Source organism: Promicromonospora vindobonensis (genome assembly GCF_042685865.1).
Taxonomy (GTDB): Bacteria; Actinomycetota; Actinomycetes; order Actinomycetales; family Cellulomonadaceae; genus Promicromonospora; species Promicromonospora vindobonensis.
In genome coordinates this window covers 204815-223419 of sequence record NZ_JBHUOG010000002.1, presented here as the reverse complement: position 1 = coordinate 223419, position 18605 = coordinate 204815, and the positions used below count along the sequence as shown (strand labels likewise).

Sequence of the window (18605 nt, the reverse complement as noted above, 5' to 3'; positions counted from 1 at the left end):
ATCACGGAGCGCTCAGCCCGGCTTTTCCACAGCCGGCACCTGCCGGCCGACCTACACCCTCACGCACGTCCCGCGGCGAGGAACGGGTTGGTCTCCAGCTCGCGCGCCACGGTCGTGGCGGGTCCGTGCCCCGGCACGACGGCGAGCGCCGGGTCCAGGCCGCGCACGACGGAACGCAGCGTCTCCCCCATCACCTGGCCGGATCCGCCGTGCAGGTCGGTGCGGCCGACGGAACCCGCGAACAGGACGTCGCCGGTGAGGATCACCTCGCCGTCGGAGCGGTAGAGCGTCGAGCCCTCTGTGTGGCCCGGCGCGTGCAGGGCGTGCAGGGTGACCTGGCCGAAGGTGAGCACTGCCGAGCCGCCGGGGGTGGCGAACGGTTCGACGACGGCGGGCGCCCGGTAGTCGTCGCGGTGCAGGCCGAGCGCTGCCTCCAGCGCGGGACTGAGGGTGCCGAAGGGGTCCGCGAGGCGATAGGCGTCAGCCTCGTGCAGGCGCATCGGGATCTCGTACCGTGCGCACAGCTCTCCGGCGTCCCACGTGTGGTCGGCGTGGCCGTGCGTGGCCAGGACGGCGCGGGGCGTGAGGCCGTCGGAGTCGACGAGCCGCGCGACGGCGTCTGCCACTCCTGCGCCCGCGTCGACCACCACGCAGTCGGTGCCGGAGGACACCACGCAGCAGTTGGTCCCGAACACTGGTGCGACGACCACACGGAGCTCCACGGCGCCAACGTTAACGGCAGATGTTCTCGCTGGCAGACCGCATCTTCACCCGTCGGCGAAACCGCTCGAACAGTATGACCTGGCATCCGATGCCTACACTGTCCCCGCACGGGGTGATTCGCCCCGGATCCGGCAGTGAATCGGTCCAGCGTGGCCAAGCCCCGGGTCAAGGCGAGCACGAGAGAGCACGGAGAAGGGAACGCGGTGGCGTCCACCAAGCAGCGGCAGCGCGCGCAGCAGGCCAGGCAGGCGGAGAAGCAGGCACAGCGGCTGGCAGCCAAGCGTGCCCGCAAGCAGCGCCTGTGGGCACTGATCGCGCTGGTCACGGTGCTCGCGCTCGTCGGCGCCTTCGTGATCGCTGCCCTGGTCGACGACAACGGCGGGGGCGCCGCGTCCGATGACGCCGCCGGGGCTTGCCCGGCGGGTGTCGAGGAGGCGCGGGACGACTACGAGCTGGCCGACCCGTCGGTCGCCGAGGACCGCACCTGGACCGTCACGCTGCAGGCCTGCTCCGGCGACACCGAGGCCGACATCGTCCTGGAGCTCGACGGCAAGGGCGCCCCGCAGGCGGTCGCCAGCTTCGTCACGCTCGCCCAGGGCGGCTACTTCGACGGCACCGGCTGCCACCGCCTCGTCACGGAGGGTATCCACGTGCTCCAGTGCGGCGACCCGACCTTCACCGGCTCGGGCGGCCCTGGCTACAACTTCGGGCCGATCGAGAACGCCCCGGAGAACGACGTCTACCCCGCCGGCACGGTCGCGATGGCGCGCCGCGGCGGCGACGCAGAGTCCATGGGCTCCCAGTTCTTCCTCGTCTACGAGGAATCGACCATCCCCTCCGACGCCGCCGGCGGGTACACGGTCTTCGGCACGATCACATCCGGCCTGGACTTCGTCCGGGCAGTCGCTGACGCGGGAACGGCGGGCGGCGCATCTGTTGCGCCCGCCACCCCGGTCACCATCGAAGGAGTTGAGACCCAGTGAGCGAACCCACTTCTCGCTCGTCCGAGCCCGTCCAGCAGGACGCGCCCGCCGAGCCAGTGGCCGAGACTCCGACCGCAGCCGAATCTCCCGCCGAGGCGGTGAGTGAGGCAGCCGAGGCACCTGAGACGGCCGAGGCGGCCGAGGCAGCTGAGGTGGAGGCACCGGAGGAGACCGTGGAGGCGGCTCCTGAGGCCCCCGTCCAGGAGCCGGCCGCCGCAGAGGCCCCCGCACAGGAGGCTTCGACGGAGGAAGCTCCTGAGGCCCCTGCACAGGATGCTCCGGCGCAGGAGGCTCCCGCGGAGGAAGCCGCCGTGGCCGAGGCTCCTACGCACGAGGCAGCCGCGCCCGCGGCCGCTGACGAGGCTCCTGCCGCTGAGGCGCCCGTGCAGGAGGAGGCTCCGACGGAGGAGGCCCCCACCGAGGAGCCGACCGCTGCAGAGCCGACCGCTGAAGAGGCTCCGACGGCAGAGACCGTGACCGAGGAAGCTCCTGCCGAGGAAGCTCCGACGGCAGAGGCCGAGACCGAGACCGAGACGGCTACTCCCGAGGAGGCACCGGCGACCGACGCCGCGACGCCTGCCGAGGAGGCGCCCGCTCCGGCTCCCGAGCCTGCGACGGCGAAGCCGTCGACGATCCCGACGCCGGCAGCGCTCGCGAGGCCGCGTCCGCCCAAGCCGGGCGTGCCGTCGGCTCCCGCTGCGCAGGCTGCTCCCGCCGCCGCACCGGCCCCGGTGGTACCGGTGGCGGCCGACGCCGCCGCGCATGCCGAGGCGGAGAAGTTCGGCCGGGTGGACGACGACGGCAACGTGTACGTCCGCGAGGCAGCGGGCGAGCGCATCGTCGGGCAGTTCCCTGGTGTCACCACCGAGGAGGCGCTGGCGCTGTACGTGCGCCGGTACCTCGACCTGGCCGCGAAGGTCGGCCTGTTCGAGGCCCGTCTGGAGAGCGCCGACCTGTCGGTGCGCGAGATCGACCAGACGCTCCAGAAGCTCGGCGAGGAGACTGCTGAGCCTGCCGCCGTCGGCGACCTGGACGCCCTGCGTGGCCAGGTCGAGGCGCTGCGCGGCCGTGCTACCGAGCGCCGGGCGGCGCTCGAGGAGGCGCGCTCCGCCGCGAAGGCCGAGGCCGTCGCCGCCCGCACCTCGATCGTGGAGGCCGCCGAGAAGATCGCGGCGACCGACCCGAGCAAGATGCAGTGGCGTCCCGCGGGCGAGGAGCTGCGTACCCTGCTGGACCGCTGGAAGGACGCTCAGCGCTCCGGTCCACGCATCGACCGCCCCACGGAGGAGTCGCTCTGGAAGCGGTTCAGCCACGCCCGCACCGCGTTCGACCGCGAGCGCCGGCACTTCTTCGCCGACCTGGAGCAGCGCAACAGCGCCGCCAAGATCGAGAAGGAGAAGCTGGTCTCCGAGGCGGAGTCGCTGTCCACCAGCACCGACTGGGGTTACACCGCCGGCGCCTACCGCGACCTCATGACGCGGTGGAAGGCGGCGGGCCGTGCGTCCCGCAAGGACGACGACGCCCTCTGGGCCCGTTTCCGGGCTGCTCAGGACCGCTTCTTCCAGGCTCGGGACGCGGAGAACGCGGTCATCGACGCGGAGTACGGCGAGAACCTGAAGGTCAAGGAGGAGCTGCTCGCCGAGGCTGAGGCGCTGGTCCCGGTCAAGGACCTGAACAAGGCCAAGGCCGCGCTGCGCGCCATCCAGGAGCGTTGGGAAGAGGCCGGCAAGGTCCCGCGCGGCGACATCCAGCGCGTCGAGGGCCGGCTGCGGGCGGTCGAGACCGCTGTCCGTGACGCCGACCAGGCGCAGTGGAAGCGCAGCAACCCGGAGACGCGTGCGCGTGCCGAGGGTGCTGCCGCGCAGCTCGAGTCTGCGATCGCCGGTCTCGAGGAGGAGCTCGCGGCCGCCCAGGCCAAGGGTGACAAGCGCAAGGTCGCCGAGCTGGAGGCCGCGGTCGCGGCCCGTCGCTCGTGGCTCGAGCAGGTAGTCAAGGCCGCGGAGGACTCACGGGGCTGACCCCTCCCGAGTTGTCCACAGCGGGCCCGGTCGCACTGCGCGACCGGGCCCGCTGCGCATAGGTTTCTGCGCATGTCGTCACCGTGCACCTCCCTCGCCGCGCTCCTTGACCCCCGGCCGGCGCCCGCGCCGCTCGTGGTGACACCCGCGCACGTCGGCGGCCCGGTGGCCTGGTCCGACCTGCGGCGTTCCGGTGCCCTGGCGGTTCTGCACGACGGCGTGGCGGTCGCGTCCGGCTCGGTCGTCGAGTCCCCGCACCGGGCCCTGGCGCTGGCGGGCGACGTGCCCGCACGGTGTGTCCTGGCCGCCTCGACGGCCGCCTGGGTGCACACGGGGCTGTACGACGGCGGTGCGGCACCTGCCTGGCCGGCCGACGCGCCGGTCGAGCTCGCCTACGCCCCCGACACCCACTACCCGGCGGCCCGCCCCGGACGGGTCACGCGGCGCGCACCAGGGCTCACGCGGGACACGGTCCTGCTCGCCGGCGTGGCGGTCACCGGGATGGTTCGCACCGCCGTCGACGTCGCGTGCACGGCGCCGCCGGAGGCGGCGGTGCCCGTGCTCGTCGCCCTGGCGGGGCGTGGTGTGGACCTACGGCACGCGGCGCGGCAGCTCGACCGGCGGGCACGCGTGATCGGCCGACCCGCGGCACACCGGGCGCTCGCGGCAGCGCAGAAGCTGCTGGGGGTCTAGGTTCTTGGCATGGCCGGATCCAAGACACCCGCAGTGGAGCTCGACGTCGCAGGCCGCACGGTGCGCGTCACGAGCCCCGACCGCGTCGTCTTCCCCCGTGGAATCACCAAGCTCCAGGTCGTCGAGTACTTCGTCGCCGTGTCGGACGGCATCACCGGTGCCCTCCTGCACCGCCCGACGACGCTGGAGCGCTGGCCCAAGGGCTGGCACGAGGGCGCGCACCTCGCCACGCGCATGCCGAAGCCGAACGACCCGAAGGGCGACGGCTTCTACCAGAAGCGTGTCCCGAAGGGCGCACCGGACTACGTCGAGACGGCGACCATCGCGTTCCCGTCGGGGCGGACGGCCGACGAGGTGTGCCCCACGGAGCCTGCGGTGGTCGCCTGGGCCGCCAACATGGGCACGCTGACGTTCCACCCGTGGCCGGTGCGGCGCGACGACGTCGAGGCGGTCGACCAGCTCCGCATCGACCTGGACCCGCAGCCCGGCACCAGCTTCGACGAGGCGGCCGCCGTGGCCCCGCACCTGCGGGAGCTGCTGGGCGAGCTGAACCTGACCGGGTATCCCAAGACGTCCGGCGGGCGAGGGCTGCACGTTTTCGTGCCGCTGGAGCCGCGGTGGACGTTCACGGAAGGGCGGCGGGCCACCATCGCCATCGGGCGGGAGCTGGAGCGCAGGCTGCCCGGCCAGGTCACCACCCGGTGGTGGAAGGAGGAGCGGGGCGAGGCCATCTTCGTCGACTACAACCAGATGGCTCGCGACCGGACCATCGCCTCCGCCTACTCGATCCGCGCCAACGGGAACGCCACGGTCTCCATGCCGCTGGACTGGGACGAGGTCGCCGAGGTGCACCCGGACGACTTCGACGTCCTGAGCGCACCGGCGCGGTTCGCCGAGCGCGGCGACCTGTTCGCCGCGCTGCGGGCCGACCGGGACCCGGGTCTGGACTGCTCGTTGGACGCCGCTCTCGAGCTCGCGGTCCGCGACGAGGCCGAGGGCCTCGAGGACCTGCCCTACCCGCCGGAGTACCCGAAGATGCCGGGCGAGCCCAAGCGCGTGCAGCCCAGCCGCGACAAGGACCGCGACAGGTCAAAGGACTGAGACCACGACGGGTCAGTGGTTGCGCAGCGCCTTGATGAGCTCGCCCTTGCGCATCTTGGACCGGCCCTCGATACCGATCTCGGCCGCGCGCTTGCGCAGGTCCTCGACCGACCAGTCGTCGTACTCGGGCGACTTGCCACCCTTGTGACCGACGCTCTTGCGGGACGAGCCTGCCGCGGCGTTCGCGATCCGCGCCGCCTTCTCCTTGGAGTTGCCGTCGTCGCGCAGCTTCTCGTACAGCTCCTTGTCCTTGACGCTCGGGCCTGGGTCACGCTTCGGCATGGTTGCTCCTCCGCTCGGACTGACCGTTCACCCCCACGATGGCCCGGCCCGGAGCGGCTCGCACCTCGCGCACCGATGAGTTCCGGCCCGCCGCGCCGTCGGACGAGGCATGGGGACCCTGAGCTACTTCGCGAACATGTCCGCCGACGGGTACACCGTCGACACCGACGGGAGGTTCGACTGGACCGATCCCACCGACGAGGTGCTCGCGTTCATCAACGAGATCGAGTCGGACGTCGCCGTCTACGTCCACGGCCGGCGCATGTACGAGACGATGGTCTACTGGGAGACCTACGAACCTGGTCCCGACCCGGACCCGCACTCGACGCGCTACGCGGAGATCTGGCGGGGCATGGAGAAGGTCGTCGCGTCGTCGTCCCTCCCCGAGGAGGCCATCACGTCGGCCCGCACCCGGATCGTGCGTGACTTGCAGCTCGGCGAGCTGCGCCGGATCACCGACTGCGCACCCGGTGCCGTCTCCGTCGGCGGCCCCACCGTGGCCGCCGACGCCATCCGAGCGGGTCTCGTCGACGACTTCCGGTTCTTCGTCTACCCGGAGGTCCTGGGCGGTGGTCTGTCGGCGCTGCCGTCCGATGCGCGGCTCAGCCTGCGTCTCGTCGACACCCGGACGTTCGCGAGCGGGTGCGTCTACCTGCACTACGCGCCGCGCTGAGGCAGGCTCGTACCTGTGACCACACTCAACCTACCCGTGCAGCCTCCGGTCCGGCCGATGCTCGCCAAGAGTGTCGCGGCGGTCCCTGCCCAGCCGTCCGCCGACGCGGGCGCCGCCTACGTCTACGAACCCAAGTGGGACGGCTTCCGCGCCATCGTGTACCGCGACGGCTCCGAGGTGCGGATCGACTCACGCAACGCGAAGCCGATGGACCGCTACTTCCCGGACGTCGTCGCCGCCGTCCTCGAGGCGCTCCCGGAACGGTGCGTGGTCGACGGCGAGATCGTCATCGCGCAGACGCCGGGCGGCGGCCCTGCGCACCTGAACTTCGAGCTGCTGTCCCAGCGCATCCACCCCGCTGCATCGCGCGTGAACATGCTCGCCGAGACGACACCCGCCGCGCTGGTGGTGTTCGACGTCCTCGCGCTGGGAGACGAGTCCCTCATGGACCGGCCCCTCGCGGAGCGGCTCGAGGCCCTGGACGGGCTGGGGCTGACCGGTCCGCTCGTGTTCGCGACACCGCGCACCGCGGACGCAGCGGTGGCCGAGGAGTGGTTCGGCTCGTTCGAGGGCGCAGGCCTGGACGGCGTGGTCGCCAAGCTCGCCGACGGCCCCTACGCGCCCAACAAGCGCGCCATGCTGAAGATCAAGCACACCCGCACGGCCGACGTCGTGCTGGCGGGCTACCGGTTGCACAAGACGTCGACCCCCGAGCAGCCCGTGCTGGGCTCACTGCTGCTGGGCCTGTGGGACGAGTCCGACGACGGGCCGCGGCTCCAGTTCGTCGGCGTCGCCGCGTCGTTCTCGGCGACCCGGCGCACGGAGCTCGTCGGCGAGCTGGCGCCCCTCGTCGTGGAGCCGGGCACGCCGGCGGCCGACGAGCATCCCTGGCACGGCTGGACCGACCCGACGAAGGCCGAGGCCGGTGACCGGCTGCCCGGGGCACAGTCGCGCTGGAGCTCCGGCAAGGACCTGTCGTTCACGCCCCTGCGTCCCGAGCGCGTGCTCGAGGTCGGCTACGACCACATGGAGGGCACGAGGTTCCGGCACACCGCTCAGTTCAAGCGCTGGCGGCCGGACCGGGAGCCGGAGTCGTGCACCTATGCGCAGCTGGAGGAGCCGGTCCGCTACGACCTGGGGGAGCTGCTCCCCGGCGCGCCCGGCACGGCCTGAGCCCTGGCGCTCCCCGCCGAGCGAGCACAGGTACCGGCGGGCTCGACCAGCGGGTGGTCGAGCCCGCCGGGGCGGTCAGACCGGCAGCTGGGTCCGCTCCACCGGCTTGGTGCCGGTGATGCGGTGCACGTCGAACACGCCCTCGACCTTCCGGACCGCGGTGAGCACCGTCGCGAGGTGCGCGGGCTCGGCCATCTCGAAGATGAACCGGGAGACCGCCAGCCGGTCGTCCGACGTCGAGACGAAGGCCGACAGGATGTTCACGTGGTTCTCGGACAGCACCCGCGTCACGTCCGACAGGAGCCGCGACCGGTCCAGCGCCTCGACCTGGATCTGGACCAGGAACATCGTGTTGGCGCCCTGGGTCCACTCGACCTCGACCAGCCGCTCCGGCTGCTTCCGCAGCCCGTCCAGGTTCACGCAGTCCGTGCGGTGCACGCTGACGCCCTGACCACGGGTGACGAACCCGACGATGTCGTCGCCGGGCACCGGGGTACAGCACTTGGCGAGCTTGACCCACACGTCGGCGGAGTCCGAGCCCTTGAGCATCACGCCCGGGTCGCCCGACCGCACCCGCCGGGCGGTGAGGCCGCCTGGCCGGGTCGCCTCGGCGACGTCCTCCTCCGCGCCGTCGGCGCCGCCGAGCGCCTTGACGAGCTTCTCCACCACGTGGGCGGACGAGACCTGTCCCTCGCCGACGGCCGCGTACAGCGCGGACACGTCCTGATAGTTCATCTCGTTCGCGACCCCGACCAGGGTCTCGTGCGACATGAGGCGCTGGATCGGCAGGCCCTGCTTGCGCATGGACTTGGCGATGGAGTCCTTGCCGGTCTCGACGGCTTCCTCGCGGCGCTCCTTGGTGAACCACTGGCGGATCTTGTTCCGCGCCCGCGGCGACTTCACGAACCCGAGCCAGTCCCGGCTCGGCCCCGCCGTCTCCGACTTGGAGGTGAGGATGTCGATGACGTCGCCGTTCTCCAGCGGCGAGTCCAGCGGCACGAGGCGGCCGTTCACCCGGGCACCCATCGTGCGGTGGCCGACCTCGGTGTGGACGGCGTACGCGAAGTCGACCGGCGTCGCCCCACCGGGAAGAGCCATCGCCATGCCCTTCGGCGTGAAGACGTAGACCTCGTCGCCGCCGATCTCGAACCGCAGCGAGTCGAGGAACTCCGCGGGGTCGGCGGTCTCGCGCTGCCAGTCCACGAGCTGGCGCAGCCACGCCATGTCCTGGTTCTTCGGGTCGTGGGCACCCGCGCCGGCGGGCGTCTTCTCCTTGTACTTCCAGTGTGCCGCGACGCCGTACTCGGCCCGGCGGTGCATGTCGTGCGTACGGATCTGGATCTCGACCGGCTTGCCGCCCGGACCGATCACGGTCGTGTGCAGCGACTGGTACATGTTGAACTTCGGCATCGCGATGTAGTCCTTGAACCGGCCGGGAACCGGGTTCCACCGCGCGTGCATGGCGCCGAGCGCCGCGTAGCAGTCGCGCACCGTGTCCACGAGGACCCGGGTGCCGACCAGGTCGTAGATCTCCGCGAAGTCGTGACCGCGGACGATCATCTTCTGGTAGATCGAGTAGTAGTGCTTCGGCCGGCCCGTCACGGTGGCCTTGATCTTGGAGCTGCGCAGGTCGGACTCGATCTGGCCCTTCACCACGCCGAGGTACTCCTCGCGCGCGGGGGCCCGCTCGGCCACGAGGTGCACGATCTCGTCGTACACCTTGGGGTACAGGGCCTGGAAGGACAGGTCCTCCAGCTCCCACTTGATCGTGTTCATACCCAGCCGGTGGGCCAGGGGCGCGTAGATCTCGACCGTCTCGCGCGCTTTGCGCTCCGCGGACTTGCTCGGCACGTACTTCCAGGTGCGGGCGTTGTGCAGGCGGTCGGCCAGCTTGATGACCAGCACCCGGATGTCCTTGGCCATCGCGACGACCATCTTGCGCACGGTCTCCGCCTGCGCGGCATCGCCGTACTTCACCTTGTCGAGCTTGGTGACACCGTCCACCAGCAGCGCGACGTCGTCGCCGAACTCGCCACGCAGCGTGTCCAGGGAGTAGTCGGTGTCCTCCACCGTGTCGTGCAGCAGAGCGGCGGCGATCGTCGTGCCCTCGAAGCCGAGCTCGGCCAGGATCGTCGAGACGGCGACGGGGTGCGTGATGTAGGGGTCGCCGCTCTTGCGCATCTGTCCGCGGTGCGCCTTCTCCGCGACCACGTACGCGCGCTCGATCAGCGCCACGTCGGACTTGGGGTGGTTGCTGCGGATCGCCTGCAGCAGCGGCTCGATCGCCGCGGGCGTACCGCCGCTCACGCTGCGCACCCCGAGGCGCACCAGCCGGTTCCGCATGCGGTTGCCACCGGGCGGCGTCGGCGGATTCTTCTCGGGCACAGGAGCGCGTGACACCGTGTTCTCAGCCATGTACGCGCCTCCTTCCCCGGGTCGAACCCGGAGTCGCCAGTCTAGCCCTGGACCTCTATTCCCCGTCCGGCCGGCTCAGTCGCCGGACGGCGTGCCTACCCGCAGGAGAGTATCGACGTTGTGGCCCTGAAGCCTGTCCCGACCGTGGAGTGCCTCCAGCTCGAGCAGAAAAGCCAGCCCGGCTACCACTCCCCCGCACTGCTCCACCAGCTGTGCGGCCGCCGCCGCGGTACCACCCGTGGCGAGGACGTCGTCAATGATCAGAACACGCGCACCGGGGGTGAGTGTTCCCGACCGCAGCTCGATGGCCGCCGAGCCGTACTCCAGGTCGTACGACACGCTCTCCGTGGGCGGCGGCAGCTTGCCCGCCTTGCGCAGGGGCAGGAAGCCCAGCCCCAGCGCGTGGGCCACGGGCGTACCGAGCAGGAAGCCGCGCGCCTCCATCCCCGCGACGACGTCGACGCCGTCCGCGAGAGCGAGGCGTGTGAAGGCCTCGATGACGTCGGCCAGTCCCTCGGCGTCGGCCAGGAGCGGGGTGATGTCCTTGAACAGGATGCCGGGGGACGGAAAGTCAGGGACGTCCACGATCAGGTCGCGAACGCGCGTCGCCCTCTCCGGCAGCAGGCCGGAGAGGGCGACGTCGGTGATGTCGTCTGCCACGAAGCGGAGCCTACCGGCGGCGCTTGGGCTGAGCGTCATGTCCCTGGTGATGTCCAGGGACGAGCTGCGCCGAACCGGCCGTCGCGGCGGCCAGCATGCTCTCGTCCGCGCCCTCGGCGACCAGGCCTGCACGCAGGTCCATGACCTTCTTGGTGTGCGCGGCGATCTTGGGCTCGCCCTGGCGCAGGGCCACGTCCAGCGGCGTCGCCAGGAAGATGGACGACGTCGCACCCACCGCGATGCCGACGAACAGCGACAGCGAGATGTCCTTCAGCGTGCCGGCACCCAGGAGGAAGCCACCCACGAAGAGGATGCCCGCGACCGGCAGCAGCGCCACCACGGAGGTGTTGATGGACCGGACCAGCGTCTGGTTCACCGCGAGGTTCGCCCGCTCGGCATAGGTGCTGCGGGACTGCTCGGTCAACGCGACCGTGTTCTCACGCACCTTGTCGAAGACGACCATCTTGTCGTAGAGCGAGAAGCCGAGGATGGTCAGGAAGCCGATGATCGTCGACGGCGTGACCTCCCAGCCGATCAGGGCGTAGACACCGGCCGAGACCAGCACGTCCGCGAGCATCGCCACGATGGCGGCCACCGACATGCGCCACGCCCGGAAGTAGGCGGCCATGAAGACCGCCGCCGCGATGACGAACACGACGGTGCCCCAGAGGGCCCGCATGCTGACCGACTCGCCCCACGTCGGACCGATGAAGTTCGACGTGACCTCGGTCGTCTCGACCCCGTAGGCCTGCGCCAGTGCTTCCTGCACCTGGTCGGTGCCCTCGGAGTCGAGCTGCGAGACCTGGACGCGGACCGCGTCCGGGCCCACCTGGCTGACGAGCGGTTCCTCGCCAGGGGCGACCTCACCGACGGCGTCGAGAGCGATGTCCTCGTCCGTGCTGGACACGCCGGAGACGGTGAACTCGGAGCCGCCACGGAAGTCGATCCCGAGGTTCAGCCCCTGGAGCAGGATCACGAGAATCGACGCAGCCGAGAAGAGGCCGACGATCGAGAACCAGACGCCCCTCTTCTGGATGATCGGGTAGGACCGGCGCCCCGTGTAGAGGTCGTTGCCCCACTGGGCGAAGCCGCCGCTAGCCATCAGTGCTTCTCCTCGTTCTGAGCCGCTTCGGCGGCAGCCTTACGCTCGGCGGCACGCCGCTCCGCGATAGTCATCCTGCGGCCGTCGTCGGCAACGCGCGGCGCCGAGGCGACGGACTGCGCCGAGACGAGCTCACGCTCCCGGTCCGGCGTGCCAGCGGAGGGGGTGTCCACGGCTGCGGCCTTCGAGCCGGCGAACCGCCCGGCGCCCCGGTACCGCGGCTCGACGTCGAGGCGGTCGGGCGAGAGACCCGACCACTTGTGGCCGTCCCGGAAGAACGGGACCTTGGCCAGCAGCTCCATGACCGGGTGCGTGAACCAGATGACCACCATGACGTCGATGATCGTGGTCAGGCCGAGCGTGAACGCGAAGCCGCGCACCCCGCCGACCGTCATGAAGTACAGGATCACCGCGGAGAGCAGGTTGACTGCCTTGGCCGCATAGATGGTGCGGCGCGCACGTAGCCAGCCACGCTGGACGGCGAGCCGGAGCGACCGTCCGTCACGTAGCTCGTCACGGATACGTTCGAAGTACACGATGAACGAGTCGGCAGTGAAGCCGATAGCCACGATCAGACCTGCGATACCGGGCAGGGAGAGGCGGTAGCCCATGCCCCAGCTCAGGAGCGCGATGACGACGTAGGTCATCGCACCGGCGACGATCAGCGACATCACCGTCAGCAGGCCGAGCGTGCGGTACTGGAACAGCGAGTAGACGACGACCAGCGCGAGGCCGATGAGGCCTGCGAAAAGGCCGCGCTGCAGCTGCTCGGCACCCAGGGTGGCCGAGATCTGGTTCTGGCCGTTCACGTCGAACGTCAGCGGCAGCGAACCGAAGCTCAGCTGGTTGGCCAGCGTCGCCGCCGAGTCGCGGGTGAACGAGCCGGAGATGACCGCCTGCCCGTTCGTGATCGGCACGTTGCTGCTCGGCGCCGAGACGATCAGGCCGTCCAGCACAATGGCGAACTGGTTGCGCGGCGGCTCGAGCGGCGTCAGGCGCTCCGTGGTCTCGCGGAACTTCGTCGTGCCCTCGGAGTTGAAGTCGAGGGTGACGCCCCACTCGTTCGAGACCGTACCGTTCGCGCCGGGCACCAGGCCGGAGGCAGCCGAGGTCAGGTCGGTGCCGTCCACCTCGACGGGACCGAGGATGTACTTGGCCGCACCGGTCTGGTCACACGTGACCAGCACCCGGTCCGGGTGGTCGCCGCCACCGCCCTGCAGGTTCTTCGGGTCGGTGCAGTCGAGCTGGTCGAAGAGCTGCTGGACCGCCGGCGTGACCTGGGCGAGGTCGCTCGGGTCCGTCGGGTCGACGTCCTTGGCTTCCTCTGCGGCCTTCTTCTCGAGCTCCGCCCTGCTCTGGTCGCCCTCGGCGTTCTCGTCACCCTTGGCACCGGCGTCGTCGCCGGAACCCTCGGGGGAAGCGGACGGCTGCGCCGTCGGGATCGGGTTGCCCACGGTCAGGACCGGGCGGAACTTCATCTGCGCGGCCTTCGAGATCAGCGCGATGGTCTCGTCGTCGACCTCGCCCGGGATCTCGACCACGATCTGGTTGCTGCCCTGGCTGGCGATCTCGGCTTCGGTGACGCCGTTGGCGTCCACCCGCTGCCGGATGACACCGATGGCCTCTTCCATCGCCTCCGGGGTCACCTCGGACCCGTCGGAAGTGACGGCCTGCAGGATGATCTGGGTGCCGCCCTGGAGGTCGAGTGCGAGGCCAGGGGCCAGGCTCGCGCCGTCAGGATTATCGCTCGACTTTCCGTCGAGCTGCCAACCAGCCAAGAGGGCGCCGAAGGGCAGCAGGATCGTCAAGATCGTCAGGAGCACGATCGTGCGAACCGGCCGCGAGCGCCGGGTGTCAGTCGCCAACGTCTGTCTCTTCTCGTGTGCGCGCCGGGGTACGTCCGACGCGGGTTCGGCGCCGTCCGGGTTCACCGGACGGCGCAGCCGTCACTTGCCGTCCGCGTCAGCGTCCCGTCGCTGCTGCTCCCGGTACTCGCGCTTGGCGGTGTCCAGGTCTGACAGGTCGTCGGGAACGTCCGTCGCGTCGGGGCTGATCGTACTTGCCGTTTCGCTCTCCTCTGTGACGTCGGACTCATCGGCCGCGTCGTCGGTGTCCGCGTCGTCGGCGACGGGCTCCTCGACCTTCTTGGAGATGGCGGCACGGAGCCACGTGGTGGGGCTGCCCGGGAAGGACTCGATGGTCACCTGGTCGGTGGACTCGTCGACGTCGATCACGGTGCCGATCATGCCGGAAGCCGTCATGACCTTGGTCCCGACGGTGATGTTGTTGCGGAACTCCGCCGCCTCACGCTGCTGCTTGCGCGTACGGGACGACATGAAGAACATCACCGCGAGCAGGATCGCGATGAGGATGAGCATTGTGGGGTCCACGGTGGATGGTCCTGTTCGATTGCTGGGTCGGATGTGCTGCACTCACGTGCGTCGCGCAAGTACGACGAGGATCCAACCCAGTGTAGTGCTCGGGGTCGAATCCTCGGACGTCCCCGGCGAGGGGCGCCACAGGAACAACGTCAGGGGCCGGGCAAAGTTCCCGTGTCGGGGATGTCGGGGCCGCGTCCAGCGGGTTGCGTTGGCGGGGTGAGCCCCAGGTGCTGCCAGGCCGCCGGGGTCGCCACGCGGCCGCGCGGGGTGCGGCCGACCAGTCCCTCGCGGACGAGGTAGGGCTCTGCGACCGTCTCAACGGTCTCCGCCTCCTCGCCCACGGTCATGGCCAGCGTGCTGAGCCCCACGGGGCCGCCGCCGAACCTCGTGCACAGTGCGGTGAGCACTGCGCGGTCGAGGCGGTCGAGTCCGATGGGATCGACCTCGTAGACCTCGAGGGCCGACTTCGCGGCGTGCAGGTCGAGTCGGCCGTCGCCGCGCACCTGGGCCCAGTCGCGCACGCGGCGCAGCAGCCGGTTGGCGATGCGGGGGGTGCCGCGTGAGCGGCCGGCGATCTCGTGCGCCGCTGTGTGCTCGAGGTGCACGCCGAGCAGCCCGGAGGAGCGCAGGATCACGCGCTCCAGCTCCTCGGGCGAGTAGTAGTCCATGTGGCCCGTGAACCCGAAGCGGTCGCGCAGCGGGGCCGGCAGGAGGCCCGAGCGCGTGGTGGCGCCGACGACGGTGAACCGCGGGAGCGCGAGCGGGATCGCCGATGCGCCGGCGCCCTTTCCGACGATGACGTCGACCCGGAAGTCCTCCATCGCGACGTACAGCAGCTCCTCGGCCGGGCGGGCCAGGCGGTGGATCTCGTCGATGAACAGCACGTCCCCCTCCTCGAGAGAGGACAGGACGGCGGCGAGGTCTCCCGCGTGCTGGATGGCGGGGCCGCTGGTGAGCCGCATGTGGGCGTCCAGCTCGCCGGAGATGATCATGGCGAGGGTGGTCTTCCCGAGACCGGGCGGACCGGACAGGAGCACGTGGTCCGGCGGGTTGCCGCGCGCGACCGCCGCCTGCAGCACGAGGGAGAGCTGGTCGCGCACGACCCGCTGGCCGACGAAGTCGTCGAGCCGCTTGGGGCGGAGCGCTGCCTCTGCGGCGCGCTCGATCTCGTCGGCGCTCGGTGCGACGATCCGATCCCGCTCCCCGGTCGAGCCGGCCGGGACCTCACCCACGATGGCCTCCCAGCAGGCGCAGCGCCGAGCGGAGCGTGCCGGCTACCTCGTCGGCGGCCACTGCGTCGGTCCCGGCTTCTGCCAGGACCTTCGCGACGGCGTCGTCGGCCTGCTTGGCCGGCCAGCCCAGGCCGGCCAGTGCCTCCACCACGCGCTCGGAGTGGTCGGCGGCAGCGCCGAGGGCAGGGCCCGCCGAGACGTCCGCGACCGGCGCCCCGGACGGGAGGCCGAGCCGGTCGCCCAGCTCCAGGACGATGCGCTGAGCACCCTTCTTGCCGATGCCGGGTACACGGGTCAGCGCGGCGAGGTCCTCGCCTGCGACGGCACGGCGCAGCGCGTCCGGTGTGTGCACGGCGAGCATCGCCAGCGCCAGGCGCGGCCCGACGCCGGACACGGTCTGCACCACCTCGAACACGTCACGCTCGTCGGGGTCCCCGAACCCGTACAGGGTCATCGAGTCCTCACGAACCACCATGCTGGTCGCTACCCCGGCCGTCTCGCCGACGCGCAGCCCGGCCAGCGTGGTCGGTGTGGCGTGCACCAGGTAGCCGACGCCGCCGACGTCGACCACCGCTCGGTCGAGGCTCACGTGGGCAACGGTTCCCGTCAGCGAGGCGATCACGGGCTCCCCCTTCTGTGCGTCCGGGCACGGTCGATGCCCTCCGGCAGCTGAACCTGCCGAGACCCGATCGAACGTTCGTGCGAGGAGCCTAACAAGGCCGGGCGCACCCGGAAGCGGGCCACGCCGCCAGCCCGCCGACTGCAGACTTGGTTGCGGAGCCGGTGACCCACTGCAGAGTTGGTTGCGGGTGCGGGGCCTCTAACCGCAACCAAGACTGCACTCGGCGGAAGGGGCAGCAGCCAAGTCTGCACTCGGCGGCGGCGCCCGGACCGGTGAGATGCCGGCGGGCCAACGCTGGCGGGTCAGCGTCAGTAGGTCAGCTCCAGCAGGTCGCCACCAGCAGGTCAGCGCTGCAGGTCAGCGCTGCAGGTCAGCGCTGCAGGTCAGCGCTGCAGGTCAGCGTCTCGGGCGTTGCTTGGCCGCCTGCTCCGCCGCCGCCCAGGCCCGCTGTGCCGGCGTGAGCTCGTGCCGGTCGCCGCCCTGCAGGGCGCCGGCCGGACGCCACAGGTGACAGACGGCGAGGGCCAGCGCGTCGGCGGCGTCGGCGGGCTTCGGCGCTTCGTCGAGGTCGAGGATGCGCGTGATCATCGTCGTGACCTGCGCCTTGTCGGCCCGCCCTGAACCGGTCACCGCCGCCTTCACCTCCGACGGCGTGTGCAGCGCGACGGGCACGCCCCGGCGGGCGGCAGCCACCATGGCCAGGCCCGCCGCCTGGGCCGTCCCCATCACGGTGCCGACGTTGTGCTGCGCGAAGACCCGTTCCACGGCGACGACGTCGGGTACGTGCTCGTCGAGCCACTCGTCGAGGCCGTCCGCGATCTTCAGCAGGCGCAGGTCCGTGGACAGGTCGGCGTCCGAGCGGATCACTCCGACCGCGACCATCCGCGCCCGGCGTCCGGGCAGGGAGTCGACGACGCCTACGCCGCACCTGGTCAGGCCGGGATCAACACCGAGAACGCGCACGGAGGAACCCTCTCACGCGCGGTCGCGGTACCCCCGCAGGCTCGGCGGGGCCGGGACTACTCCTCCTCGTCGAGCGCTGCCATGACCTCGTCGCTCGCGTCGAAGTTCGCGTAGACGTTCTGCACGTCGTCGCTGTCCTCGAGCGAGTCGATGAGGCGCATGATCTTGCGAGCGCCCTCGACGTCCACCTCCACCTGCATGGAGGGGTGGAAGATCACGTCGGCGGAGTCGTACTCGATGCCGGCGTCCTGGATGGCCGTACGCACCGGCACCAGGTCGGTGGCCTCGGTCAGGACCTCGATGACCTCGCCCTGGTCGGTGACGTCCTCAGCACCGGCGTCCAGCGCGGCGAGCATGACCTCGTCCTCGCCCACGCCCTCTGCCTTCGGCACCACGATGAGGCCCTTGCGGGAGAACAGGTACGACACGGAACCCGGGTCGGCGAGGTTGCCGCCGTTGCGGCTGAACGCCAGGCGCACCTCGGAGGCCGCGCGGTTCTTGTTGTCGGTGAGGCACTCCACCAGGACCGCGATGCCGTTGGTGCCGTAGCCCTCGTACATGATGGTCTGGTAGTCGACGGCGTCGGCGCCCTCGCCCGAACCACGCTTCAGCGCACGCTCGATGTTGTCGTTCGGCACAGACGACTTCTTCGCCTTCTGCACCGCGTCGAACAGCGTCGGGTTGCCGGCGAGGTCGCCGCCGCCCGTGCGCGCCGCGACCTCGATGTTCTTGATCAGCTTCGCGAAGAGCTTGCCGCGCTTGGCGTCGATCGCGGCCTTCTTGTGCTTGGTCGTGGCCCACTTGGAGTGACCTGACATACCTCTACCTGACTCCTTGCATTTCCGATGGCACTTTCAATGGCGTCGAACGGTAGCGGGGAATCCGCTCAGCCGCCCGCAACGATGCTGACGAACAACCCGTGCACACGCGTGTCCCCCGTGATCTCAGGGTGGAATGCGGTGGCGAGCAGCGGACCCTGCCGTGCTGCGACGATCCTACCGGCGGCCGCCACAGGGCGTCCCTGCGTATCCACAGCCGGTATGCGCGCCAGCACCTCGACGTCGCGCCCGGCCTCCTCGATCCAGGGGGCGCGGATGAACGCGGTACGCACCGGGCCACCCGGGCGCCCTGAACCGGTCGGAGCGTCGCCGGCCTCGGCGTCGACGTCCGAGATACCTGCGAACTCGAGGTCGGTCTCGAACGAGTCGACCTGTCGCCCGAACGCGTTGCGCCGCACCACCACGTCCATCCCGCCGAGGGTCTGCTGGTCGGCGGTGCCGTCGAGGATCCGGTCGGCGAGCAGGATCATCCCTGCGCACGAGCCGTAGACCGGGAGCCCTTCCTTGATCCTGGCGCGCAGCAGGTCGTCCAGCTCGAAGATGCGCAGCAGCTTGTCGATCGTCGTGGACTCCCCGCCGGGGATCACGAGGCCGTCCACGGCCGCCAGCTCGGCAGGGCGGCGCACGGTCGCCGCGCGCGCGCCGACAGACTCCAGGGCGGTCAAGTGCTCACGAACGTCGCCCTGCAGGGCGAGGACTCCAACGGTCGGGGTTGTCACAACCATCAATTCTACGTCCGGCCATA

18 protein-coding genes are annotated in these 18605 nt (G+C 70.8%); 6 read left to right on the top strand and 12 right to left on the bottom strand.

What is annotated here, in order from left to right; all coding sequences use genetic code 11:
* Positions 1–59 precede the first annotated feature (59 nt).
* The gene (locus ACFS27_RS14245; RefSeq protein ID WP_377184079.1) at positions 60–722 is read right to left on the bottom strand and encodes an MBL fold metallo-hydrolase; all 663 of its coding nucleotides are present in this window, start codon (positions 720–722) and stop codon (positions 60–62) included.
* A gap of 204 nt (positions 723–926) precedes the next feature.
* Between ACFS27_RS14245 and ACFS27_RS14240 the strand changes: the two genes are divergently transcribed.
* The 4 genes from ACFS27_RS14240 (at position 927) to ACFS27_RS14225 (ending at position 5518) form a co-directional block, all read left to right on the top strand.
* Complete coding sequence (locus tag ACFS27_RS14240; protein ID WP_377184077.1) at positions 927–1706, top strand: peptidylprolyl isomerase; 780 nt, start codon at positions 927–929, stop codon at positions 1704–1706.
* Entirely contained in the window at positions 1703–3724 is a 2022-nt protein-coding gene (locus tag ACFS27_RS14235) for a DUF349 domain-containing protein (RefSeq protein WP_377184075.1), read from the top strand. Before ACFS27_RS14240 ends, ACFS27_RS14235 begins: the two co-directional genes overlap by 4 nt.
* 72 nt (positions 3725–3796) lie before the next feature.
* Entirely contained in the window at positions 3797–4417 is a 621-nt protein-coding gene (locus tag ACFS27_RS14230) for a hypothetical protein (protein ID WP_377184073.1), read from the top strand.
* 9 nt (positions 4418–4426) lie between these two features.
* Positions 4427–5518, top strand: coding sequence for a DNA polymerase domain-containing protein (locus ACFS27_RS14225; RefSeq protein ID WP_377184071.1), 1092 nt, complete (start codon positions 4427–4429; stop codon positions 5516–5518).
* Between the two features lie 12 nt (positions 5519–5530).
* Here ACFS27_RS14225 and ACFS27_RS14220 read toward each other — a convergent pair whose 3' ends face one another.
* Positions 5531–5800: a DUF7218 family protein gene (locus tag ACFS27_RS14220; RefSeq protein ID WP_377184069.1), complete on the bottom strand. Its 270-nt coding sequence runs from the start codon at positions 5798–5800 to the stop codon at positions 5531–5533.
* 109 nt (positions 5801–5909) lie between these two features.
* Here ACFS27_RS14220 and ACFS27_RS14215 point away from each other — a divergent pair, with 109 nt between their 5' ends.
* Together ACFS27_RS14215 and ACFS27_RS14210 are read left to right on the top strand one after the other, a co-directional pair.
* Entirely contained in the window at positions 5910–6473 is a 564-nt protein-coding gene (locus ACFS27_RS14215) for a dihydrofolate reductase family protein (RefSeq protein WP_377184067.1), read from the top strand.
* Between the two features lie 15 nt (positions 6474–6488).
* Positions 6489–7646: an ATP-dependent DNA ligase gene (locus ACFS27_RS14210; protein WP_377184065.1), complete on the top strand. Its 1158-nt coding sequence runs from the start codon at positions 6489–6491 to the stop codon at positions 7644–7646.
* Positions 7647–7721: 75 nt separating this feature from the next.
* Here ACFS27_RS14210 and ACFS27_RS14205 read toward each other — a convergent pair whose 3' ends face one another.
* The 10 genes from ACFS27_RS14205 to pdxT all read right to left on the bottom strand — a co-directional run bounded on the left by ACFS27_RS14205 (position 7722) and on the right by pdxT (position 18585).
* On the bottom strand, positions 7722–10061 hold the full coding sequence (locus ACFS27_RS14205; protein WP_377184063.1) for a RelA/SpoT family protein: 2340 nt from the start codon (positions 10059–10061) through the stop codon (positions 7722–7724).
* A 75-nt stretch (positions 10062–10136) separates the two neighbouring features.
* On the bottom strand, positions 10137–10721 hold the full coding sequence (locus ACFS27_RS14200) for an adenine phosphoribosyltransferase (RefSeq protein WP_377184061.1): 585 nt from the start codon (positions 10719–10721) through the stop codon (positions 10137–10139).
* 10 nt (positions 10722–10731) lie between these two features.
* Positions 10732–11823, bottom strand: coding sequence for a protein translocase subunit SecF (gene secF / locus ACFS27_RS14195; RefSeq protein ID WP_377184058.1), 1092 nt, complete (start codon positions 11821–11823; stop codon positions 10732–10734).
* A complete protein-coding gene (gene secD / locus ACFS27_RS14190; protein ID WP_377184056.1) occupies positions 11823–13688 on the bottom strand; it encodes a protein translocase subunit SecD in 1866 nt (621 codons plus the stop codon). Before secD ends, secF begins: the two co-directional genes overlap by 1 nt.
* 81 nt (positions 13689–13769) lie before the next feature.
* Entirely contained in the window at positions 13770–14213 is a 444-nt protein-coding gene (gene yajC / locus ACFS27_RS14185; RefSeq protein WP_377184053.1) for a preprotein translocase subunit YajC, read from the bottom strand.
* Between the two features lie 140 nt (positions 14214–14353).
* The gene (gene ruvB / locus ACFS27_RS14180) at positions 14354–15436 is read right to left on the bottom strand and encodes a Holliday junction branch migration DNA helicase RuvB (RefSeq protein WP_377184051.1); all 1083 of its coding nucleotides are present in this window, start codon (positions 15434–15436) and stop codon (positions 14354–14356) included.
* The gene (gene ruvA / locus ACFS27_RS14175; protein ID WP_377184048.1) at positions 15429–16058 is read right to left on the bottom strand and encodes a Holliday junction branch migration protein RuvA; all 630 of its coding nucleotides are present in this window, start codon (positions 16056–16058) and stop codon (positions 15429–15431) included. The genes ruvB and ruvA overlap by 8 nt, the downstream gene beginning before the upstream one ends.
* 396 nt (positions 16059–16454) lie before the next feature.
* Positions 16455–17021 carry a crossover junction endodeoxyribonuclease RuvC gene (gene ruvC, locus ACFS27_RS14170; RefSeq protein ID WP_377184045.1) on the bottom strand — a complete coding sequence of 189 codons (567 nt, stop codon included), beginning with the start codon at positions 17019–17021 and terminating at the stop codon, positions 16455–16457.
* 56 nt (positions 17022–17077) lie between these two features.
* Positions 17078–17839: a YebC/PmpR family DNA-binding transcriptional regulator gene (locus ACFS27_RS14165; RefSeq protein WP_377184043.1), complete on the bottom strand. Its 762-nt coding sequence runs from the start codon at positions 17837–17839 to the stop codon at positions 17078–17080.
* A gap of 68 nt (positions 17840–17907) precedes the next feature.
* Positions 17908–18585, bottom strand: a complete 678-nt coding sequence (gene pdxT / locus ACFS27_RS14160; protein WP_377184041.1) for a pyridoxal 5'-phosphate synthase glutaminase subunit PdxT — start codon at positions 18583–18585, stop codon at positions 17908–17910.
* Positions 18586–18605 lie beyond the last annotated feature (20 nt).